The organism is Verrucomicrobium sp. BvORR034 (assembly GCF_000739635.1).
In the GTDB taxonomy this organism is placed as follows: Bacteria; Verrucomicrobiota; Verrucomicrobiia; order Verrucomicrobiales; family Verrucomicrobiaceae; genus Verrucomicrobium.
In genome coordinates this window covers 33,806-57,089 of sequence record NZ_BATQ01000155.1, presented here as the reverse complement: position 1 = coordinate 57,089, position 23,284 = coordinate 33,806, and the positions used below count along the sequence as shown (strand labels likewise).

Genomic DNA, 23,284 nt, shown 5'->3' with positions numbered 1-23,284 from the left:
CGGGCGGTTTTGTGGAGGGCCTGAACCTTTTGTGACCTCTCGAACCATGAAAACACCGCGCTTCCTCCGCTCTCTGACCGCCAGCCTTGTGCTGGCGGGTTCTTCGCTCCCGCTGGTTCAGGTTCACGGTGCCAACTGGCCCTCCTGGCGGGGGCCCGCCGGGGATGGCGTCACGGAGGAGACCGGGCTGCCCATCACCTGGAGCGCCACCTCCGCCAATGTGAAGTGGAAGGTGCCCCTCCCGGACCGGGGCAACTCCACCCCCGTGGTCTGGGGGGACAAGGTCTTCCTCACCCAGTCAGGGCCGGGTGGTCGCCGCGAACTCCTTTGCCTGGATCGCAAGACGGGCAAGGTGCTCTGGCAGGAGGGCGTGACTTTCAACGAACCCGAGGCCACCCACGCCACCAATCCCTACTGCTCCGCCTCGCCCGTCACGGATGGCGAGCGGATCGTGGTCTCCTTTGGCTCCGCCGGGCTGTATGCCTATGACTTCGCCGGGAAGGAGCTCTGGCACCGTACGGATCTCGGGAAACAACATCACATCTGGGGCAATGCCTCCTCACCCGTGCTGGCGGGGGACCGGGTGTTCTTCAACATCGGCCCGGGCGAAAACACCGCGCTCCTCTGCGTGGACAAGAAGACCGGCAAGACCCTCTGGGAGCACAAGGAACCCGGCGGTGCCTCGGGCGAGGAGGGGAACAAAAAATGGATCGGCTCCTGGAGTGATCCGCTGCTGCGGAAGGTCGGCAGCCACTACGAGCTTATCATGACCTACCCGGGGCGCGCCTGCGCGTTCGATCCCATGACGGGCAAGGAGCTCTGGACCTGTGCGGGGCTGAACCCGCTGGTGTACAATTCACCCCTCTACTCCGAGGCCGATGGCATCGTCGTGGGCATGGGCGGGTTCAACGGCATGGCCCTGGCCGTGAAGGCGGGCGGCAGCGGGGATGTCTCCGCCACCCACCGCCTCTGGCATCTGCCCAAGGTCAGCCAGCGCATCGGCAGCGGCGTCCTGTACGAGGGGCGTCACTACATCCTCAGCGATGGCGGCATCGCTGAGTGCCGGGACATCAAGACCGGTGAGATGGTCTGGAGCGAGCGCCTCAAAGGCCCCGGTCCCAGCGGGCAAAACTGGTCCTCTCTCGTCCGCAGCGGCGATCTCCTCTACGCCGTGAACCAGGGCGGCGACTGCTTCATCTTCAAGGCCGCCCCCAAGTTTGAGCTGGTTTCCACGAACTCCCTCGGCGAGCGCGTCATCGCCTCCATCGCCGTGTCAGACGGGGAGTTGTTTATTCGTGGCTACAAGAATCTTTGGTGTATAGGCCGGTGAGCCCGTGAGCCAGTGCGTCAGTTGGCAGTGCGTCAGTGGTCAAGGTGTTGGGCGATCAAACTAGACGAAGACGTCCATCACCTTGCGGATGCTGGAAACTGTTCGTAGTACAAACTTTAGTTTGCTCAGGACGCACTGCCCAGCACGACTGCACATCACAAACAGATGCGTGACTCCTGACAGTGTGGGGGGGCGCCCGAAGCTCATTCCTGAAGGGAATGTCTATTCCAGCCCAGACGAGGGACGAGCCGCCACCCTGGGTACCCCGAGCCACGGCATCTCGGGTGGGAAAGCCGGACCCATTCTCCCTCACCCCCGACATTCTACGGAACCGACGACGACTCGCGCCGCCCCAAGCCCTAACCACCCACCACCTTCCTCGCCCTGAACGCCCCCGGCGGGAGTCCCGTCATCCTGCGGAAATGCCGGGTGAACGCGCTCTGATCACAAAAGCCCGTGGCAATGGCGATGTCCGTGAGGCTGTCATCCGTCTGCGCCAGCAGGTGCAGCGCTTCATCCAGGCGGATCTTCATGATGAGCTGGCGTGGAGTGATATGAAACAACCGCTCCACCATCTGGCCGAAGTGGTGAGGCGTGAGCCCGCTGAATCCGGCCAGTTCCTCCACGGTGGGTGGATTGGCCAGATGCGCCTGCACATGGTCCAGCACCGCGGCCAGCTCCGGGAACCCACGGGCCGCTTCGCCTTTGGCATGGGTTTCCACATCGCGGGAGACTCCCATGATGCCGGCGGGCTGCCCGGTCTTATGATCGGTCAGGGGGTACTTGTTGGTCAGGCACCAGCCACGCCGGCCGCTCGGGTACAGGTGCAGCTCCAGCTGGTCCAGCAGCGGCTTGCCCGTCTGCACCACGCGCTCGTCCTGTTTCTCATACCGGGTGGCCAGGGCGGAGGGGAAGAGCTCGCCCGGGCGACGGCCCAGCAGAGCCGCCTTGTGCGCGAACCCGCACCTCTCCACCAGCGTGCGGTTCACACATCGATACCGCCCTTGGGGATCTTTGATGAAGAAGACGAGGTTGGGCAGGTCGTCAAAGAGACGCTCCAGTGGCAGCGCCACCGCCTGATCCACGGCGCCCACGCCAGCCAGCGTGGCCAGAAAGGGGGGCGGGACGGAATCGGTGGGCATGGCCGTATGGTAGCGGTGGGCCTGTCGTGGACAAGTGGGATGAGAGATCTTCGCACCGGGAGAGGCATCCTCCCAAAATTTCAAACTTTCGGCTTTGTCGCGGGGGCGGACCCGCGCAAACTGCGTTCATTCTCCCGAGGAAGACTTTTCAGGATCTGCATGGCCACCTCCGTCCCACCTTCCGCCGGATTCCCCGTCACGGTCAGCATGCTGCCTCCTTTGGAGCGTTTTGTGACGGAGCTGCAGGACATCTGGGACAGCCACCGCCTGACCAACGCAGGGCCGAAAGTGCAGGCCTTTGAATCCGCCCTTCGCGACCGGCTGGGCACCTCCCATTGTTTGACCTTTTGCAACGGTGGGGCAGCCCTCCTGGCGGGGATCGCGGCGCTGAAGCTGGAGGGGGAGGTGGTGACCACGCCTTTCACGTTTCCCGGCACCACGCACTGTCTCGCGCTCAACCGTCTGACGCCCGTCTTCGCGGATGTGGATCCCGTCACCTACAATCTGGATCCTGCGGCCATTGAGGCGGCCATCACCCCGCGGGCCTCGGCCATTCTGGCGGTGCATGTCTTTGGGAACCCCTGCGATGTCGAGGCCATTGAGGAGATCGCCTGCCGCCGCGGGCTGAAGGTGATCTATGACGGCGCGCATGCATTCGGAGTCCGGGTGCGAGGAAAAAACCTCGCAGACTACGGGGATGTGCAGATGTTCAGCTTCAACGCCACCAAGCTCCTGACCACCGGCGAGGGCGGCTGTCTGGTGTACAAGGATGCCACCTTGGAGGATGACCTGCGGCGGCTGAGGCGCTGGGGCATGCTGGAGGAGGGGGATGTCACCATGCCCGGGGCCAACGCCATGCTCTCGGAAATCCATGCCGCACTCGGCATCTGCAACCTGGAGCAGCTCGAGGAAGAAAGGCGGCAGCGGCAGCAGGTGGTTGCGGCCTACCGGGAGCATCTGGCCGGGCTGCGCGGTGTGGAGCTTCCCTCTGAACCGTCAGAGGTGGAGCCGGCGCTCACCTACTTTGTCGTCCGCATCACGCCGGAGTTTGGCTGCAGCCGGGATGCGCTCTTGCAGCGGCTCCGGGATCAGGGCGTGCTGGCCCGGCGGTATTTCTATCCGTTGTGCAGCCGCCTCCCGTGCTACTCCCATCTGCCGGGGGCGGAACCAGGGGCCACGCCCCAGGCCGTCCGCATCGCGGAGGAGGTTATTTCCTTGCCGCTGTACGGAGGCCTCGGCAGCGCAGGGGCGGAACAGGTCTGCCAGATCATCGCCACCGCCCAAGCTGACCGATGATGTTGCGCGTCTCCGTCATCATCCCGAGTTACAATCACGAGGCCTTCGTGGCAGAGAGCGTCCAGAGTGTACTGGACCAGACCGGCGTGGAGGTGGAGGTCATCGTCTGTGATGACGCGTCCACGGACCGCTCGGTTTCAATTCTGCAGGGCATTCGCGATCCTCGGCTGAAGCTCCTCGTGCATCGCCAGAACCTCGGGGCATCCTCTGCGGCCCGGCATGCCCTGGCGGCCGCCACCGGGGACTACGTGGCCCGGCTGGGCTCTGACGATGTCTGCCTGCCAGGCAGGCTGGCGCTACAGGCGGCCTTTCTACAGGCGCATCCGGAGGTGGGCAGCGTGCTCGGCCAGCCGGAGTTCATCGATGACCAGAGCCAGCCCATGGCACCGCCGCCCCTTTTTGACGGTCTGTTTGCCAGGGAGAATCGTCCCCGCGAGGCGTGGTTGCAGCGGTTCTTCGCACACGGGAACTGCTTCTGCATGCCCACCTCCATGTTCCGCCGGGCGGAGGCCATCCTCGTGGATCCGCCGCGGGACACCTTCCGCCATCTGCCGGACTTCGAGTACTGGGTGCGCTACTGCCTGAAGGCGGAGGTCCACATCCTGCCCGACAAGGTGACGGGATTCCGACTGCGGACGGATAATGGCAACCTCTCCGCCCCCGGCCCGGAAAAGGAGGCGGAAAAGGTGATGGAGGAGCTGGCGGTGCTTAGGCATTTCATCGAACCCGAGGGGCTGTTGGCCATGGGCCTGCCTCCGGATGCCGCGGGGAGGCTGGACCTCGCCGAGCGCGCGATGACAACGGGCCGGCCGGCTCACCGTCTCTTCGCCCTGCTCACCGCAGTGGAGGCGGACTTCACGCGTCATGATGATGCGGCAAGGGAGGCGCTCGTGCTGCGGGCCAATGCCCTGCTGCGGGGCAGTGATGCGATCGAGATGTTGGAGCGCGCCCGGTTGCAGGCGGGCAATGCGGCCCTGCGACGCTCGCGGGACAAGGGGCGGGAGAAACGCGTGCGGCTGGAGGCGGAGCTGGCCAGGTGGCGCGAATCCTGGGCGGGCCGGCTGCTGGGGCGGTGGATGGGTCCGCACCGGAATGAGGAGTCAACGAACAAGGAGGGGCGGCCATGAAGATTCTCCTGCTGGGAGCCGCCCGTCACCAGGTGCCCGCCGTCGAGGCCGCCTTGCGGGAGGGGATGGAGGTCTTCACCGCTGACAATGTTCCCTCGAACCCAGGCCACCGGCTGGCGTACCGGAGCTTTGATGTCAGCGCGGCCGATCCCGATGCCATCACCCGGCTGGCGGAGGAACTCCGCGTCGATGGGGTGCTCGGCTTTGCCTCGGAGGTGTGCGCCCGCACGGCCGCACGGGTGGCGGCGCGACTTGGCCTGCCGGGCTCTCCTCTGGAGGCCGTCGAGACCTTGTCCTTCAAGGACGCCTTTCGGCAGCGCACGCAGTCGGCCGGTTTGCAATCGCTTGCGTGGCGGTGCTACCGGCCGGAGGAGGTGGAACTCGCGGCGGCTTGGGCGGGTGGTTTCCCGTCAGGGGTCGTGGTGAAGCCGGTGGACAGCAGCGGAGGTCGCGGGGTGACGGTTCATCCCGCTCACTTTCGCCCCGCCTTCGAACGGGCAGCCGCCGCCTCCCGGGAGGGGCGCGTGGTGGTGGAGGAGCGGGTGGTGCCAGCGGGTGGCCAGTTCGGGGGCGATGGGTGGGTGGAACAGGGCCGTTTGAAGTTTCTGCACTGCTTTGACAACGACACCCTGCCTGCTCCGGAAAACGGGGCGGCCATCCAGGAGACGTTTCCCTGCGGACGCGACGGGGCGTCGCTGGAACGCATGAGGCAACATCTTGAAGCTCTGATGCAGTCGTGCGGCTACACCTGTGGACCCTTCAACTTTGACGGTTGTTTCCTTGAGGACGGCCGTCCGTTTGTGTTTGAGATCGGCCCGCGCAACGGAGGCAACTTCATCCCTCACCAGATCCAGCAGCAGACAGGCGTGGATCTGACCATGGCCGCGGTCCGGTCCGCGGTGGACCCGGGGTTAGAGTTGCCGGTGCCTGGGCGGGGTGAAGGTGGGGAGCAGCGTTTCCATGCGACATGGGTGGTGCATGCCCGCCAGGCCGGCATCTTGAGGGGAGTGAAGCTGGCGCAAGAACTGGACCCGTATGTCCAGGAATTGATTCATTATGTCTTACCGGGTGCGCCCGTGCGCGCCTTTGCCACCTCAGGCGATGCGCTGGGCATGCTGCTGCTTCAGTTTCCCACCCGCGAGTCAATGCTTCGGCTGATGGCGCAAATGCCCGCCTTGTGCCAGATTGAACTGGATCCCCCTCCCTGAGCCAATGAGTGAACTCCTCGCAGACTCCCTGGCGCATGCGACTCTGGATGGCACCTGGATGGGGAAGCCCGCCGGAGCCTCGTTTGCAGCGCTTGATGCCGCGCTGGAAGAGCACGACTACGCCTTTGCCTGCGCCGTGGGCATGTGGGGCATGGACGGATATGATCCAGAAGCCTTTGCCGCGGCCTGCCAGCCTTATCCGCGCCTGGTTCCCGTGGCGGGTTTCAAGCCGCAGCATCGGCAGACATTGCGTGCCGACCTTTTGCGCCTGCGGGAATTGGGATACCGGGGCATCAAGCTGCACCCGCGTTTTTCAAAGCTGGACATCGCGGACCCCTTGATTGGGGAGACCATGGAGATTGCCGGGCAGTTGGGGTTGGTGGTCTTCTGGTGCACCTTCCTGCATACCACGATCAATGAGTGGCAGGAGGCCGATCCGCTGTTGACGCTGGTCCGGCAGTTGAAGGCTGCGCCCACGGCCCGCGTGATCCTGCTTCACGGCGGCGATGCGGACTTGTTGCGGTACATGCAACTGGTGCGGTTCAATGACCGGTTGCTGCTGGACCTTTCCCACACCATTGCCAAGTACCCCGGCAGTTCACTGGAGGCGGATGTCCAGTATCTCTTCCGCCACTTTGACCAGCGCTTGTGTTTGGGGACCGACTGGCCGCAGTTTTCCCATGCGCAGCTCAGGGAACTCTATGAGCGCTTTGCGGAGGGCCTGCCCCTGGAGAAACGCGTGAACATCGCGCATGGGAACCTGGCGCGGTTCTTGGGGGTAGGGTAGGTGGCACAGGCGTCCCGCCTGTGGGTGTTACCGGCATCTTGCCGGTTGGGTTTGGTGTTTTGTCAGTGATTTAGGTTCGAGGTAAATGAGTGATCGAATTCGGATGAACTGAGCCGACTAAAGTCGGTACTCCAACCCTGTTGGCGGAACAAAGGGGTTGGGGCCGCATGCAGGACGGCGAAGCTTGTTCATTGGGTTCTGCGCGCCCCAGACCAGGGAGCGGCGGTTTGTGCTTCAAGCACAACCGCCGAGGGGTGACCGGAGCCCTGGCCCGCCATCCATCCCCCAAACGTCATGAAGCCAAACCGCTTCGGCCTTCTGCGTTGCCCCCGCACTTGCCAGAGCGGCCAGGAAGTTGGGTGGGGTGGGGGCGGCGGGCATGGGGTGAAAAAACATGGGGTGATGCGCGCAGAAAAGCGAAATTCAGATCACTGTCGTCTGGAAGCGAGGGCCTTGCGGGGGCGATCCGGTTGATGGGAGGATAAACTGACTTTGTCTCATCGAGTTGCTGACAGCATCCGCAGACGTAGCTATTGGATTGTTTTTTATGATCACATTGCAAGGCTCCAATCCCCCGCCATCCCCGGACGAAATTGCCGCATTCGAAAGGGCGATTGGCCTGCCGTTGCCTCCAAGTTATCGCGAGTTTTTGAAGCGAAGCAACGGAGGCATGCCGCCTGCCGAGCATTGTATCTGGCGGGATGCAGAGCGTGGACTCTCGGTTTATGTTCAGTACTTTTTTCCCCTCGCTGACACAGAGTCCAATCTGTTGAAGGAATCGTCCACATTCCCTGCTGAACTTGAGTCTTATCTTCTGCCTATTTGTCTGGAAGGAAGCGGCTCCTATCTGCTTCTTGATCTTCGCACCGGTGCAGTGCTGCTGTGGGATGCCGATTTCGGAGAAATCCATCCTATGACCAGGAGTGTGGATACTTTGCTGGAAGCCTGTACCTCAGATTGAATGATCAACACGTGTACGCTTGTTGGGTTCTCGAGCTGATCCTGCTTCCCCACCTGTTGCGAGACCTTAGCACGAGCAACTCAGAGAATGTGGAAGAACCGTCCCGGTTCTTGTACCCGCCCCCGCATGTAGCAATCCCAAGAGCCGTGATGTCTCTTCTACGTTGCGACATTGGCCAGGGCGAGTTGGTCGTAGCGGGAGAAAGAGTCGGTGATGACCTTGTGAGTCAGGGGCAGGTTCCTGCGTGCTGTTCTCGGCATCTTGCCGAGAACGGCAGTCAGCGTGTTGCCGCTTGAGGTGCATTCGCTCACTCACCCAGATCCGCTGCAATCCCCTGACCGGGCGGGACGCCCGCACCACGCACCGACGAGACGCCGGTGTCACTTCGGCACGCCACACCCATACCGGCCAAGCGTCCCCCTTCTGACGTACTGACGTACTGACGCACTGCCCACTGACGCACTGCGCTCCGGAGCCACCAACAGCCAACCACCCCCGACTCCCTGACCGCTCTCCCACACCCAAACACCCATCACCGACTACCGGTCAGGAGACAACATCTCGAACCGATCAAACCCCGCGGGCTCCCGGTCCACGAGGCGTCCCACGATGTCCCCGGTAACGGGAGCGAGGCTGAGCCCCATCATGCCGTGACCGGTGGCGATGACGAGATTGTCCGCCGCCCGGGTGCGGCCGAGATAAGGCAGGCCGTCGGGCGGGCAGGGGCGGTAGCCGTACCAGGGTTGCACCTCGTTGAAGTGTTCGCGCCGGAACTTGGGGTAATATTGGGGCACGGCCTTCAGGATGCCCTCGATGCGGCGCTGGTTCACCGTTTCATTCATGCCAGCGATCTCCATGGTGCCGCCGATGCGCAAGGTGCTGCCCATGGGGGTCACGGCCACACGGGCCTCGGTGAAGATGGCGCAGATCCGCGGCAGTTCCACGGGGTCGGGCAGGGTGAGGCTGTAGCCCTTGCCCGCCTGCATGGAGAGGCGCAGACCCAGGTCGCGCACGAGTCCCGGGGACCACGCGCCCCCGGCCAGCACGAACTCGTCCCCCGCGATCTCGTCGCCGGTGGAGGTGAGGGCCGTGGCGAGGCGACCGTCTGATGATTTCCTGAACCCCGTGGCCTGCACCTCATCCAGCACGCTCCCACCCGCGGCCCGGATCAGTCGCAGCACCGTCGCCACATACCGATCTGGCTGGAGGTGGCAGTCCTGCGGGAAATACACGCTGCCCGCGATGTCCATAGTCACCGCCGGGTCCAGCGCCGCCGTGGCCGTGGCATCCAGCACCTCCGCCGGGAGGCCCAGGGCGCGGGCCTTCTCCGCCGTGTGAGCTTCCTCGTCCAGGCCATGCTGCGTTTTGCAGAGCATCAGGAGGCCCTTCTTCACCAGGCCAAAGTCTTCTTTCTCCGCCAGCTCCGCATACAGTCCACGACTGGCCAGGCTCAGGTCCCGCAGCAGCGGGGCGCTCTGCTCCACATGTCTCTGGGTGCTGGCCCGCCAGAACTTTATTCCCCAGGCGATCAGGTCCCAGTCCAGCCGCGGTTTGATGTAAAACGGCGACTCCGGGCTCAGCATCCACTTCAGACCCATCGCCACCATGCCGGGGGCGGCCAGGGGCACAAAGTGGCTCGGCACCACCATGCCCGCATTTCCCAGTGAGGCACCGCGTCGTGCGGGATCGCCCTCTACAACCGTGACCCGGTGGCCGCGCTTCAGGCAGGCCAGCGCGCTGCTCAGACCGATGACGCCGCCGCCGATGATGACAATGTGCCGGGACATGGGAGGGAGAGGGAAGAGGGAAGAGGAAAGAACGAGCTAACTGACCCCTGCGGTCCACTTCCGGAACGGGCGGGCCAGCAGCATCAGGATCACTGCGCCGAGGCCGGAGGTGATGGCCACCTGGAGGAAGACACGGGGCATGGCATCGGGAGACTCGTGATCCGTCGCCGCACCCGCCAGCAGGCCGGCCAGGAGATTGCCCATGGCCGTGGCGAGGAACCAGATGCCCATGCACTGGGTGGTGAGCCGCGCCGGGGCGAGCTTGGTGACGTAACTGAGACCCACGGGGCTGAGCGCCAGCTCCCCCCAGGTGAGCAGGAGGTAGGTGCCCAGCAGCCAGACCGGCAGCACCTTCCCCTGGGCCAGAGCGATCTGCGCCGCGAACTGCAGCACCACAAAGCCCAAGCCCAGCAGCAGCAGGCCGGAGGCGAACTTGGTGGCCACGGAGGGGAACCATCCGCGCCGCGCCAGCGCCAGCCACAGCCAGGAAAACGCCGGGGCAAAGAGAATGACAAAAACGGGGTTGATGGACTGGAACCAGCCGGTGGGGATCTCCGTGCCGAACATGTGCCGGTCCGTGAACCGCTCTGCAAAAAGGTTCATGGAAGAACCTGCCTGCTCAAACCCCGACCAGAACAGAGCGGAGGCCACAAAGAGAATGGCCAGCACGCCCAGCCGCTTCTTCTCGTCGCCGGTCAGTCCGGCAAAGGCAAAAGCCCAGGCAAACCATGCCACGGCCATGCCGCCCAGCACCAGGCTGGTGTATGTGGCCACGCGGACGGGATCAATGGGCAGCACCCCTGCCAACGCCAGCCCTGCCACGAGCATCACGACCCCGAGGGCGATCGCCACCGCCATCCAGTGACGTCTGGGGGTGGAACTGGGATGGGCAGGGCGCACTCCGGCATCCCCCATGTGATGCTGGGTGAGCACATACTGGATGACCCCGGCAATCATGCCCACGCCCGCGGCAGCAAAGCCCCAATGCCAGTCCCACTTCTCCCCCAGCCAGCCACAGATCATGGGACCTAGGAAACCACCCACATTCACCCCCATGTAGAAAAGAGTGAAGCCCGCATCCCGTCGTGCACCGCCTTCAGGATAGAGCTGGCCCACCAGGGAGCTGGCGCACGGCTTCAGCAGCGCGGTGCCCATCACCACCAGCAGCAGCCCGGCGAAGAACGTCTGGTTTCCGGGAACAGCCAGACAGAGGTGGCCTGCCGCAATGATGATGCCACCATACAGGACGGCCTTTCGAGGGGACATCAGACGATCCGCCAGCCAGCCACCCGGCAGAGCCACCAGATAGACCCCGCAGACATAGAGCCCATAGATGGCCGCCGCCGCCTTGTCCGGCAGCCCCATGCCGCCCTCCACCGGCAGGGCGGTCATATACAGGATCAGCAGCGCCCGCATCCCGTAGTAGCTCATCCGCTCCCACATCTCCGTGAAGAAGAGCGTGTAGATGCCGCGGGGGTGGCGGAGCGAAGCGGAGCCGGTGGGTGGGTTGGATGTCATGGGAGCGGCGGCCTTTGGGTGCCAGTGGGCAGTGGGCAGTTGTCAGTGGGCAAGGTGTTGGAACCAGAGTCCTAAAGGGGATGAGATTCAGCTTCCGGATGCTTGGATGTTGAAGATTCCCGCAGCCCAGGGTTTCCGTTTCATGACTGCCACAGCAGGCTTGGGACCGAATTGATGCTCCATTCCTAATTCTTCTCCGCTCCCAGCCAGCGCACAAAAAACTCCGCCCTCCTCCGGCTCGCATACGGCGTCTCGGCCGCGCCATGCCCCGTGTTGGTCATGATGAGCAGGTCGTAGTCCTTGTCCGCCCGTTGCAGGGCGTTCGCCACCTGCATCGTGGAGGCCGGGTCCACGTTCTTGTCCAGCTCACCCACCACCAGCATGAGGTGCCCTTGCAGCTTGCCAGCGTCCTCCACATTGGAGTTGAGTTTGTAGCTGTCATCCACTGGCCAGCCCAGCCACTGCTCGTTCCACCAGATCTTGTCCATGCGGTTGTCATGGCAACCGCAGTCCGCCACGGCGGCCTTGTAGAAGTCGTGATGATCCAGCAGTGCCCGCACGGCGCTTTGTCCCCCGGCGGAGCCTCCGTAGATGCCCACGCGATTCAGATCCATCCAGGGCCGGGTGGAGGCGGCTGCTTTCATCCAGGCGATGCGGTCAGGGAAGCCAGCGTCTTTGAGATTCTTCCAGCTCACGTCGTGGAAAACCTTCCCGCGGTGGTTCGTGCCCATGCCATCCGCCTGCACGATGACAAAGCCCATCTGCGCCAGCGTTTGCTGCCGGAGCAGGCGACCAAATTCCTTGGGCGCAAAGCTTCCGTGCGGCCCGGCATAGATCTCTTCCAGCACCGGATAGGTCTTGGCGGCATCGTGGCCCGCCGGCTTGACGATGATGCCGTGGATGTCCGTCTTGCCATCGCGTCCCTTGGCCACAAACCGCTCCGGCAGGGTCCAGCCCGTGGCCAGCAGGGCAGAGATGTCCGCCCGCTCCAGTTCCTTGATCAGAGTGCCGTCGGCACTGCGGCGCAGCTCCGTCACCGGCGGCTGGTCCGCGCGCGACCAGGTGTCGATGAAACAAGCCCGATCCGGTGAGAAGGTGATCCTGTGCGTGCCGTCGCCTTCCGTCAGTTTCACAAAGCCCGTGCCATCCAGATTCACCCGGTAGAGATGGAGGTGATAAGGATCCTCCTCTGGCCGCACGCCTCCGGCCATGAACCATATCTGGCGTTTCACGGCATCCACATGCTCCACCTTCCGCACCACCCAGGGACCCTTGGTCACCTGAAGCTTGGGCTGGCCCGTCGCTGCGTCATAGAGCCACAGGTGGCACCAGCCATCCCGCTCGCTGGTCCAGAGCAGCTCGCCCGTGCCGTCCAGCCACTCGCGGTAGGTCTTGTTCGTGTAGTCGATGAAGGTCTTGCTCGTCTCCTCCACCACGGTGCGCACGGCACCGGTGGCGGCGTTGACGGCGAGAATGCGGTAAAGCTGGTGGCCCCGCTGGTTGTAGTTGAAGTAGAACTCATCCCCTTTGGCCGACCAGCGGACATCGAGGTCCGGGCCTTCGGCAAAGGGATTGGGAAACAACGCATTGTCCGGCACCATGGCGCGGCGCTCTGCCACCTGCACCAGCACCGGGCGCGGGCGGGGCAGTTCATCGCCAGGCTTCAGGTAGTCCAGCGTCTGCACCTTCGGCTGCAACTGGTCCGATGGCGAAGACTGGACGATGCGCACCTTGCGCCCTGGGATCTCATGCTGCCGCATGAAGACCACATGCCGTGAGTCCGGTGACCACTCCACGGGTCCGCTGCAGCGTGTCTTGTCCATCGCAGGCAGTTCCAGGGCGGAGGCCTCATTGTTGTCCAGATTCACCAGGAAGGGCTGGTCATCGCGGAACTCCAGCCGCCACTTCTTGTCGGGGGAGAGACGTGGATCCTCGCGCTTCTCCGTCTTGGGATCCTTGGGCGGTTCTCCCGTGCCATCCACGGCCACCTCCAGCGTGCCCTCACGGGCCTCGAAGGCACGCAGCGGCTTGCCCAGCGAGTTCACCACCACCCAGACGTGGCCCGCAAACGTCTCCATCTCCCGGTCATCGCCAGCCTGGATGCGGCCGTAGCTGCGCCGCTGCCCGTCGAAGTCGCTCCAGAAGAGCTCGACCGGATCCTTTGTATGATTCAGAACGCGGAGCCGGGCTTTGGGACCCGTGCTGCGGGTGGCCCGCATCACCGGCAGGTCCACATCGCTGCCGTCTGTCGGCAGGCTCAGCTCCTCAAGGGTCGCCGCCCGTTTCACGGTCCCGGTGATGGAATCCACCAGCACGTACTCCCGGGTTGTCGGCCCCGTGTTCACACTGTACCAGAACTTGCGCCCATCCTCCAGCCAGTGCGGGCGGACCTCTGCGCGGAAGATGGTGTTCTCTGTGCGAGAGGCCAGAGCGCGTGCCTCAGGGTAGTCCAGCGGAGCCGCGGCGCAAAGCTGCGGCAGCAGGAGGGTGAGGAAAAGAATTGTGGGGTGCATCGGAGAGATCAGTACGTCGGTGCGTCAGTAGGCAAGGCGTTGGGAACGAAGTTGTACGGAGTACAGGCTTCAGCCTGCGTTTGGCTCATAACTCATAACTCTTAACCCCTCCCCTCAAATGATACCCCAGCAGAAGGGGTCGGCGGTGTCGAGTAAAAGCGTGGCCTCAGCACACACATGCGCGGTGCCGCTAAGACGCGGCAGGAGGGTGCCCGCCTCGCGGTCCAGCCAGGTGTAGGAGGCGGTGAAGGTGCTGCCGATGATGCTTTCCTGAACCCAGGGTGTCCCGGGCTCCAGCAGCCCCCGTGTGGCCAGGCTGGCCAGCTTCGCACTGGTGCCCGTGCCGCAAGGGGAGCGGTCATACGCTCCGCCGGGACAGAGCACGAAGTTCCGTGAGTTGCCGCCCGACTGCGGCGGGCCGAAGAGCTCCACGTGATCCACTTCGGGGTGACCCTGCGCATTCACCGCCTGACGGATGTTTCCTGAAACTTCCAGCAGGCGCGGGATGTTGGCGCGGGAAAGTTCCTCCCCATGCCGGGTGACGAGGAAAAACCAGTTCCCGCCCCAGGCCACATCCCCCGTCACCTCACCGAGGCCGGGTACTTCCACCGTCACATCTTGCGCCTTCAGATACGCTGGCACATTCGTGAGACTGGCCCGGTGGCCGCCCTCCCAGTGTGCCTGCACCATCCCGGCTGGGGTCTCGAGGCTGAGTGGTCCGGGCTGGATGCGACCCAGATGGCCGAGCGTGATGATCACCCCCAGGGTGCCGTGGCCGCACATGCCCAGATAGCCCACGTTGTTGAAAAAGATCATCCCGGCCGTGCACGTGGGATCGCTGGGGGGCACCAGCAGCGCGCCCACGATCACATCGTTGCCGCGGGGTTCATTCACCACCGCGCGACGGAAGGCATCCTGCGTCTCGCGAAACACCACAAGCTGTTCCGCCACAGTGCCGCCGCCCAGGTCTGGACCGCCGCTGATGACGGTACGGGTGGGCTCGCCTCCCGTGTGGGAGTCGATGACCTGCACGCGTTGAAGCGGTGCATTCATCGAGGGCGCTTCCCTCCCTTGGCATTCCGGTTCATGAGCTCCTCGATCGCCTCGGCCTCCATCGGGATGTCATGCATCAGGCTCTGGGCGCCGTCGTCGGTGATGAGCAGCGTGTCCTCCAACCGCACGGCGAGCCCTTCCTCTTTGATGTAGATCGCCGGCTCACAGGTCATGACCCAGCCGGGTTGCAGGGGCGCATCCACGGGCTGCGCGTCATGCACATCCAGGCCGATGGGGTGCCCCACGCCGTGCATGAAGTATTTCCCTAGAGCCTTCTTCTCCGGACCCTGCGCACGCACCTGTTTCATGGTGATGAGCTTCAGGTCCACCAGTTCCTTCTGCACGGCTTCCTGGGCAAAGGTCCGCCAGTCCTTGGCCAGCAGCCCCGGCTTCAAGGCGGCCGCGCAGGCGGTGTAGGCGCGGAACACGGCGTCATACACCTGCCGCTGGCGCGGGGTGAAGCGACCGCTCACAGGGATCGTGCGCGTCATGTCGGAGTTGTAGTTGCAGTACGAGGAGCCAACATCCAGCAGAAGCAGCTCGCCCTCCTGGCAGGTGTCGCTGTTCTGGATGTAGTGCAGCCCCAGCGCATTCGCCCCGCAGGCGATGATCGGGCTGTAGGCGAACTTCGCCCCTTGCGAGATGAATTCGTGGGCGAACTCCGCCTCCACCTGGTTCTCCGTCACGCCGGGGCGGACAAAGCGGGCCACGCGGTCGAACCCGTCGCGCGTGATCGTGCAGGCCTTCCGGATGAGCGTGACCTCGTCTGCTGACTTGACCGTGCGCAACTGGTGCAGCAGCCGCGCCAGCCGGTGGCAGGTGTGCAGCGGGTAGCTCTCCCGCGTCTCTTTCACAAACCGGGCCTCCCGTGTCTCCACCACCACCTGGGCGCGCGGATGTTCGTTGGCATTCAGATAAACACCCTCTGCCTCGCACATGAGGGCGTGGAAGATGCCGGGAAAGGCCCCCAGCCATTCCACCCTGGCGATGCCGCTGATCCGGGTGGCCTCCTCCTTGCCCAGCTTGGCTCCTTCCCAGATCTGCACATGCTCGGTGGGCTCCCTCAGGAAGAGGATCTCACGATTCTTCTCCTCATGGGCACTGGGAAACAACACCAGGATGGATTCCTCCTGCTCCACCCCCGTGAGATAGAACAGGTCCGCGCCCGGGTGCAGCACCAGTGAGCCGTCCGCATTCGTGGGCAGCACATCGTTGTTGTTCACCACCGCCAGGCAGTTGGGCTGCATCAGCGCGGCAAGCCGCGCCCGGTGATCGACAAAAAGCCTGGAATCAATGGGAGCGTGTCGCATGGCTTCAATCCTGAATTTATGACTTGTGATTCAGCAGGGTTATCCGGCCGAAGGTCGGCTGGCAATGCCATCGTGGATGACCTTGAGCACCGCTTCACGTTCGGCACCGGTCAGGGGCAGGCGCGGGGCGCGGGTCCACTCCTTGCCCAGGCCGCATTCCTGCACACAGAGCTTGATGTATTGCACGAACTTGATGTGCACATCCAGGTGCAGCAGCGGGGTGAACCAGCGGTAGATGGCCACGGCCTCCTGCCACTTCCCAGCCTGCATCAGCTCCCAGAGCCGCTGGTTTTCTTTCGGGAAGGCGATCCCGGTCCCGGCCACCCAGCCATCGATGCCGAGCACAGCGGATTCCAGCGCCAGATCATCCACCCCGGTGAAGATGGCATAGCGGTCCCCCACAGTGTTGCGCAGGTCCGTGATGCGGCGGGTGTTGCCGGAGCTCTCCTTCAGCGCCACGAAGTTCTTCGTGTCCGCCAGTGTGGCGAACATCTCCGGCGTGATGTCGTTCCCGTAGCTGATCGGGTTGTTGTAGATCATGATGGGCAGCCCGGTCGCTGCGGCCACGGTCCGGAAGTGGGTCAGCGTCTCCTCAGGATCTGGCGTCTTGTAGCACATGGCCGGCATGAGCATGAAGCCATCTACCCCGGCGGCTTCACAGTCGCGGGCAAAGGCGGTGGCGTCCGCCGTGCTGGTTTCCGCCACCCCGCTCACCACGGGGATGCGGCCCTTCACCGCCCCCACCATCTCCTTCATCACCAACCGCTTCTCCGCAGAGGTGAGCATCTGGTTTTCCCCCAGGGAGCCCAGAAAGATCAGGCCGCGGATGCCACTCTGAATCAGCACCTCCGCATGGGTGGCGGTGGCATCCAGGTCGAGGGACCCATCGCGGTGCATCTGTGTGGTGATGGCCGGAAAGACGCCGGTCCAAGGGTGGGAGGTACTCATCGTTCACCATTCTAGGAGAGGTGCGGCCGTTGATCTTGTCTGATTTCCCCGGGCAAAGTGGTATTTTTTCACAATCACTTCGCCGGATGCGGTCATAGACTTTGGAACCGACCACTTTCCATGAGCCTATCCGTCCTCGACATGTTCACCATCGGCATCGGGCCGAGCAGTTCCCACACCGTGGGTCCCATGAGGGCGGGGTGTCGCTTTGCCCAGCGACTGGCGGAGGCCGGGCTGCAGTCGCAAACCGCCCGGGTGGAAGCCCATCTGTACGGATCCCTGGCGCTCACCGGCAAGGGGCATGGCACGGACAAGGCCGTCCTCCTGGGTCTGGAAGGGGAGCTGCCCGAGAGCGTGGATGTGGACGAGGTGCCCTTTCGCCTGGAGCGCATCCGCCGGGAACGGACGCTGAAAGTGGGTGGCAGCCTTGAGGTCCCCTTTGAGGAAAAGCGGGACCTGTTGTTTCATCGATTGGAAAGCCTGCCCGCCCATCCCAACGGTCTCCGCTTTGTGGCGTACGATGCGGAGGGCGACGAGCTCCTGTCGAAGGTGTACTACAGCATCGGAGGTGGGTTCGTGGTGCCGGAGGGTGCGGCCCAGCGGGATGAACTGCCCTCCACAGAGGTGGTGCTGCCGCATCCGTATCGCAGTGGGACTGAACTCCTGGACCTCTGTGCCAGGACCGGTCTCTCTGTTAGCGGCCTGACCCTGGCGAACGAATCCGCCTTCCGGCCCGAGTCAGACACCCGTGCCGCCCTGCTGAAAGTCTGGGCTGCCATGCAGGCGTGTGTGAAACGGGGGAGCCGCAGTGAAGGAATCCTCCCCGGTGGATTGAAGGTGCCGCGCCGTGCGCCCAAGTTGTTTCAAGAACTCTCTGACCGGCCTGAAGCCGCCCTGCAGGATCCGCTCGTCGCGCTGGACTGGGTGAGCCTCTGGGCCATGGCTGTGAACGAGGAAAACGCTGCCGGGGGCCGCGTGGTGACCGCCCCCACAAATGGCGCGGCCGGCATCGTGCCTGCGGTGTTGCACTATCTCGTGCGCGTGCACCGTGTGAAGGACGAAGACACCATCGTGCGCTTCCTGCTCACTGCCGGGGCCATCGCCATTTTGTACAAGCTCAACGCCTCCATCTCCGGCGCTGAGGTGGGTTGCCAGGGGGAAGTCGGAGTGGCCTGTTCCATGGCCGCCGGCGCCCTCTGCGAGGCCATGGGCGGCACCCCAGCCCAGGTGGAAAACGCCGCCGAGATCGGCATGGAGCACAACCTCGGCCTCACCTGCGATCCCATCGGCGGCCTCGTGCAGATCCCCTGCATCGAGCGCAATGCCATGGGCTCAGTGAAAGCCATCCACGCCGCCCGCCTCGCCCTGCGTGGTGATGGAAAACACACCGTGTCCCTGGACAAGGTCATCGCCACCATGCGCCAGACCGGCGCCGACATGAGCAGCAAGTACAAGGAAACTTCCCGTGGCGGGCTCGCGGTGAATGTGACGGAGTGTTGAACGCGCTACGCGCTGAGACACCAGACTGCCAGACGCCAGACATCAGACCTGAGGCAGGGGTGACACGGGCTTCCAGCCTGTGCGTGCCACCGGCGTCCCGCCGGTTCAGTTCAATGGCCGATTGATTTCCTCCCTCAACCAGCAGCCCCGAAATCCTCCGTATTGGGGAGCGCACGCATCCTGCGTGCTGTTCCCGGCATCTTACCGGGAACTTCAGGAGACGGGAGCGAAGGAATGACACGTTGGCTCCCTGTTCACCCCCGGCGGTTGTGCAAGCACAAACCGCCGCTCCTTGGGGCTGCTCGCTCATCAGTTCCCGCCACCGTTCACCGTCACTTTCATGAATCGCAGCTCTCCAGCCAGCGGGATCTTGTACTCATGCACGCCACCCGTCCCCGTATTTGACACTGGGGTCCACGAATTCGCCTCCAGCGTCGCGCTCGCCTGGGCTCCATAAGTCAACCCTGCGGCGACACCTGCCGCAGGCGGCGTGAAGCGGATCACCAGATGCTCACCTTCCACTACCGGCTCCGGGAGTTTGGCCGCTCCGTTGGTCGTGTTCCCAGATTTTGGATCCAGATCGAAGGCGAACTCCATCAGATTGAGAAGACCGTCCTTGTCGAAGTCGGCCAGATCGGCAGCGTCATCGGTGTTGTTGGTCGTGTTGAAGTGCTGATGCCGCCAGCCCTGCTGAGCCGTCACGCCCGTGCCGGACAGTTCCACGAGGAATGGGCTCTCATCCGGGTCATTGCTGGTGATCTGCAGGGTGGTCGTGCGTGTGCCCAGAGTGACCGGGATAAACCTGACGGTTACCACGGTGGATTGCACGCCCGTCAAGGTCGTGGCGGGAGAGGTCGTGATCACAAAATCGCCCTGCTGCCCGCCTGTGGTAGCAGCGCTCACATTCAGCGTGCCACCAATGGTGTTGCGCAGGGTGAATGACCGGGTCACCGGTGTGTTCTGCGCGGCCATACCAAAGTTGTAGAAGGCGCTCTCCGCCTGAAGGTCTGTCCCATTTGGCGCTTCCACGGCCAGTTCTGGCGCGCTGGAATCATAGGCCTGTACATGCTCCACAAGGCCGCTGCTGCCGTTGTAGCGCCCGCCCACCACCCGCGCGCGGGCGCGGATCAAGCCGGCGACCGGCATGGTAGCTCCAGTTATTTCCCATTCTCCATTGGCCGCCCGACTGCCCTGGCCCAGTCGTGTCCACGTCTGGCCCGAGGCGTCTGAGACATCAAACGTGACCGAATCTGCCTCCGGTGCCCCGCCGCCCCGCTTCCAGCGAATGGAGCTCTGGCTGGTGCGGTGCAGATGGTTGGTTGGGGTGTTGGTGACAAACAAGGCCATTCGCTGAGTGGGATGCCCGTCGTAGTTGATGAAGGGGCCGGCGGCGAGTGCATTGCCGGAGGATAGCAGGCAGAGATGCTCGACCCATTGGGACCCGGTGCCGGTGCCCTGATCAAAGGATGCGTCTTCGTCACCATTGACCAGCAATCGCCGCACTCTTGAGCCGCTGGGCGTCGGGTAGGTTTCGGGTCCCGACCAATTGTAGGGGGCGGGGCCGTTGCGCGCAGACAGGACTTTGCCATCGGCTTGCAGAGCTGCCGGAATCATTCCAGCCGATCCGCTGTGCGTGCGTTCAGCCAAGGCTCCATCTGCTGACCAAAGCATTAGGCTTCTTTCGCCTCCTCCTCCCGCAATCATTTTGCCATTGGGTCGCATCCCAAGGCCGCCTACCAGGAACTTCCCATCGGCTGTCAGGGGGATCATACCGATGAGTTGCCCATTTTCGGTAAACCGGAAAGCGTGAGGACGGGCCATGACGAGGGTAGGCGTGCCGGTAGGATAGGCGTAGTACATTCTTCCCGCCACCACCAAAGAGTTGTCTGGCGCGATGCCGATGGTGTTGATTTCTCCAGTGAATGTCACGGGGCGGCCCTCACGATTGAAGAGGAATGTCGTGTCGTCTCCACCGTTAGGCAGGAGACGACGAACTCCAAGGTCATTGGCACCTCCCACGAGAATCTTGCCATCCGCGAGTGCTCGCAGAACATTCACAGGTTTCGTGATGGTGGGTGCATGGAAGGTGAGGTCAACTGCTCCATTTGGCAGGAGGCGCACCAGTTTGGATCTACTGGTTCCATTGAACGAATCGAAGGCACCTCCCACGAGAATCTTGCCATCATCAAGCACTGCCACGCAGTACACGCCGTTCACATTGGGGCCGGTGCCTATATCAAAGGTCGAGTCCACATTGCCAGCAGCATCCATGCGGAGAAGTCGACGGGACGAGCTCACATCGTTTTCACCCCCAATGAGGATCTTGCCATCCGGCTGTTCCGCCATGGCATGCACCGTGATGTCAGGAGGGGCCACAAAGTCGCGGTCCAGTTGGCCCGGATTGAGGAGCACCAACACGATGTCGTTGCCAGTACCGCCGTCGTACCGGATTTGCAGTTTCACCGGACTCGAGCCGTGGGTGGCGCTGTAGGCCGCATCCACAATGCTGCGATCGGGCAACCCTGTAAACTGTCCCACCGCGGGACTGTTGGAAGTGTTGTTTACCAGCACCAGCTCGGTGTTGGCGTTGGCATCCAGATCCACAATGATCGTGCCCAAGGCATTTCCTGTGGCGTCGAATCCTTCGGACTGAACGGCACCGCTTGTCGGATCAGTGAAAGTGCGATTCCAAGTGCTGGCGGTGGCGCTACCCGTCAGGGAGATGTCGAAGGATGATTCGTCTGCGTCATTGCTGGCAATGTGCAGGGCGGCGCTGTAGTTCCCCACGCTGGTGCGTTGGAGCCTCACGATGAACGTAGTGGCCTCCCCAGAGCTCAGTGCTGAGGCGGGCGGGGCTATGACTTGAAAGGCGCCAGCCTGTGAACCGGTGATGGAAGTGTTGATTCCTGTGAGCGTGCCGGGCCCCGTGTTGGCGATGGTGAAGCTTCGCGTCGTGGCGGTACCGGGAGCACCGTCTGTGAAACTTACCGTCGAGGCATTGTCCGCAACATTGCTGTCCTGTTGACTCACCGCGATTTCTGGGGAGGGGGTTCCCAAGGCGATGGTCTGCACATCATGATGACCAGCCCATGTTGCGCGCGCTTGGATCGCACCATTGCCAGCGGGGATGGTGCCGGACCACTCCCAGTAGCTCGATCCGTAGGACGGAAACACGGTGGAAGTTACCGAGCCTTGGGCATTAAGAAAATCAAATGCCACTCGGGATGGCGCACTGCTGGTGCCCGTGCGTGTCCAGCGCACTTTGCCAGCTAGCGGAATGCTGAGCTGTCGCGTGCCAGCTTCATTGAGCCGTCTTTGCACTCGTTCTGGGAACTCCCCCGCTACGACCAGTTTCCCATCGTGATGGAGCGCTAGGGCGGAGACATTCTGACCGGTGTTTCCGACGAAGGTGTTATCGCGCGTGCCATCGCTGTTGAAGCGCAAGAGATTCCCAGGCCAAGACACATCGGTCGGCAAGATTCCAGGAAGAGCGAGAACGTATTTGCCGTCGCTCTGGAGTGCAGCTTCCAAAAAATAGTACGGAGCACCAACAACGGGAAGGCTTGTGAAACTGGTGTCTCGCGCCCCGTCGGCGAGGAGTCGTGTGAGCTGAACGTAAGAGGTCTCGCTCTCATACCTCATGACTCCCACGGTAATCAATTTGCCATCGGGTTGGACCAGGACGTCCTGGATCTCGTTGTATGGATGGATCTCCAGCGCTGGAGCGAACGTGGTATCGAGAGATCCATCAGCGTTAAGGCGGCTGATGTTGGGGCCGGCTCCATAGGTAGATCCGGCATAGAAGGACTCGAAACTGCCCGCGACGATGATTTTGCCATTTGGTTGAAGAGCGAGTGACTTGATCGATCCACCATCAAAGAAGTAATCCCGATCAAAGCTGGTATCGAAAGCCCCGTTGGCGTTCAGCCTGCGTAGATAGGCCCTGCTGAAAAAGGTGTATTGCTCCACCTCACTGACGAGGATTTTCTTATCCGGACACAATAGGATCGAGACGTGACGTGTGTTTCCTGAGTCCCAGAGTCCGCGGAGGATGGGAGCTTGGAAAGTGGTATCGAGTCTCCCGTCGGGTAAGTAGCGGGTGACCGTGGGGCGGGGCGTTTCATTGGCAGAGGTGGAGAGGATGCCCGCTGCCAAGATTTTGCCATCACTCTGCACCGCCAGAGAGCTGACTTCGGCTCCCGGAAAGGTCTCAGGTTGAAAGGTGATATCCGGAGCGCCGTCAGCGTTCAAACGAAACAGGCCATGACGAACACGACCACTGACTAGAAACGATTTCCCAGCCAGGACGACTTTCCCGTCCGGCTGGATGGCCATGGTGGTCGGCGCTTGGTCAATCGTGAGACCGGAGCCAAAGCTTGGGTCGAGGTCTCCTGACGCTGCCATCATCGTCGCGCACCAAGCGCAGGCGATGGTGACGGTGGCAAACAGGGATAGACGCTGGAAGACGGAGGGAGTGGAGAGGTGCATGGGGGTGTGCAGGATGGCAGTCTAAGCAAAATCCCGACGACTGAAAATGGTTTTCGCCTTGTCGTGATGAGCGCCCCTATGCCTGCGATGCTCGTGACACAGTCCTCCAGCCTGTGCGTGCCACCGGCGTCCCGCCGGTTCAGTGCAATAGGCCAATGGATTTCCCTCCTCAACCAACACTCGCACCCCTGTGCCCTGGGGAGCGTACGCATCCTGCGTGCTGTTCCCGGCATCTTGCTGGGAACGTCAGGAGATGGGGTCGAAGGAATGCCGCGTTGCCTCTCCGCTCACCCCGGCGGTTGTGCCAGCACAAACC

General features: G+C 63.1%; 15 protein-coding genes. 7 read left to right on the top strand and 8 right to left on the bottom strand.

Annotation, left to right across the window (positions count from 1 at the left end; translation table 11 throughout):
- Positions 1–46 precede the first annotated feature (46 nt).
- A complete protein-coding gene (locus BV034_RS27595) occupies positions 47–1,330 on the top strand; it encodes a PQQ-binding-like beta-propeller repeat protein (protein WP_050030180.1) in 1,284 nt (427 codons plus the stop codon).
- Positions 1,331–1,689: 359 nt separating this feature from the next.
- Here BV034_RS27595 and BV034_RS27590 read toward each other — a convergent pair whose 3' ends face one another.
- On the bottom strand, positions 1,690–2,472 hold the full coding sequence (locus BV034_RS27590) for an AraC family transcriptional regulator (RefSeq protein ID WP_050030179.1): 783 nt from the start codon (positions 2,470–2,472) through the stop codon (positions 1,690–1,692).
- 159 nt (positions 2,473–2,631) lie between these two features.
- Between BV034_RS27590 and BV034_RS27585 the strand changes: the two genes are divergently transcribed.
- The 5 genes from BV034_RS27585 to BV034_RS27565 all read left to right on the top strand — a co-directional run bounded on the left by BV034_RS27585 (position 2,632) and on the right by BV034_RS27565 (position 7,851).
- Positions 2,632–3,768, top strand: coding sequence for a DegT/DnrJ/EryC1/StrS family aminotransferase (locus BV034_RS27585; RefSeq protein WP_050030178.1), 1,137 nt, complete (start codon positions 2,632–2,634; stop codon positions 3,766–3,768).
- Positions 3,765–4,895, top strand: coding sequence for a glycosyltransferase (locus BV034_RS27580; RefSeq protein WP_081888156.1), 1,131 nt, complete (start codon positions 3,765–3,767; stop codon positions 4,893–4,895). The genes BV034_RS27585 and BV034_RS27580 overlap by 4 nt, the downstream gene beginning before the upstream one ends.
- The gene (locus tag BV034_RS27575; protein WP_050030176.1) at positions 4,892–6,103 is read left to right on the top strand and encodes a hypothetical protein; all 1,212 of its coding nucleotides are present in this window, start codon (positions 4,892–4,894) and stop codon (positions 6,101–6,103) included. Before BV034_RS27580 ends, BV034_RS27575 begins: the two co-directional genes overlap by 4 nt.
- A 4-nt stretch (positions 6,104–6,107) precedes the next feature.
- Positions 6,108–6,890, top strand: a complete 783-nt coding sequence (locus BV034_RS27570; RefSeq protein ID WP_050030175.1) for an amidohydrolase family protein — start codon at positions 6,108–6,110, stop codon at positions 6,888–6,890.
- Between the two features lie 547 nt (positions 6,891–7,437).
- Positions 7,438–7,851, top strand: coding sequence for an SMI1/KNR4 family protein (locus BV034_RS27565; RefSeq protein ID WP_050030174.1), 414 nt, complete (start codon positions 7,438–7,440; stop codon positions 7,849–7,851).
- A gap of 539 nt (positions 7,852–8,390) precedes the next feature.
- Here the strand turns inward: BV034_RS27565 and BV034_RS27560 are convergent.
- From BV034_RS27560 to BV034_RS27535, 6 genes are all read right to left on the bottom strand, one after another.
- Positions 8,391–9,638: an FAD-dependent oxidoreductase gene (locus BV034_RS27560; RefSeq protein WP_050030173.1), complete on the bottom strand. Its 1,248-nt coding sequence runs from the start codon at positions 9,636–9,638 to the stop codon at positions 8,391–8,393.
- A 36-nt stretch (positions 9,639–9,674) separates the two neighbouring features.
- Positions 9,675–11,156 carry a peptide MFS transporter gene (locus tag BV034_RS27555; protein WP_050030172.1) on the bottom strand — a complete coding sequence of 494 codons (1,482 nt, stop codon included), beginning with the start codon at positions 11,154–11,156 and terminating at the stop codon, positions 9,675–9,677.
- Between the two features lie 185 nt (positions 11,157–11,341).
- Positions 11,342–13,669: a prolyl oligopeptidase family serine peptidase gene (locus BV034_RS27550; protein ID WP_050030171.1), complete on the bottom strand. Its 2,328-nt coding sequence runs from the start codon at positions 13,667–13,669 to the stop codon at positions 11,342–11,344.
- A gap of 114 nt (positions 13,670–13,783) precedes the next feature.
- Complete coding sequence (locus tag BV034_RS27545) at positions 13,784–14,722, bottom strand: proline racemase family protein (protein WP_050030170.1); 939 nt, start codon at positions 14,720–14,722, stop codon at positions 13,784–13,786.
- Positions 14,719–16,032, bottom strand: a complete 1,314-nt coding sequence (locus tag BV034_RS27540) for an aminopeptidase P family protein (protein ID WP_050030169.1) — start codon at positions 16,030–16,032, stop codon at positions 14,719–14,721. Before BV034_RS27540 ends, BV034_RS27545 begins: the two co-directional genes overlap by 4 nt.
- Before the next feature lie 39 nt (positions 16,033–16,071).
- Positions 16,072–16,980, bottom strand: coding sequence for a dihydrodipicolinate synthase family protein (locus BV034_RS27535; protein WP_050030168.1), 909 nt, complete (start codon positions 16,978–16,980; stop codon positions 16,072–16,074).
- A gap of 120 nt (positions 16,981–17,100) precedes the next feature.
- Here BV034_RS27535 and BV034_RS27530 point away from each other — a divergent pair, with 120 nt between their 5' ends.
- Positions 17,101–18,480, top strand: coding sequence for an L-serine ammonia-lyase (locus BV034_RS27530; protein ID WP_050030167.1), 1,380 nt, complete (start codon positions 17,101–17,103; stop codon positions 18,478–18,480).
- 309 nt (positions 18,481–18,789) lie between these two features.
- Here the strand turns inward: BV034_RS27530 and BV034_RS27525 are convergent, their stop codons facing one another.
- Positions 18,790–22,968 (bottom strand): choice-of-anchor D domain-containing protein, encoded by a 4,179-nt coding sequence (locus tag BV034_RS27525; RefSeq protein ID WP_050030166.1) that lies wholly within the window; start codon positions 22,966–22,968, stop codon positions 18,790–18,792.
- Between the last annotated feature and the right edge of the window lie 316 nt (positions 22,969–23,284).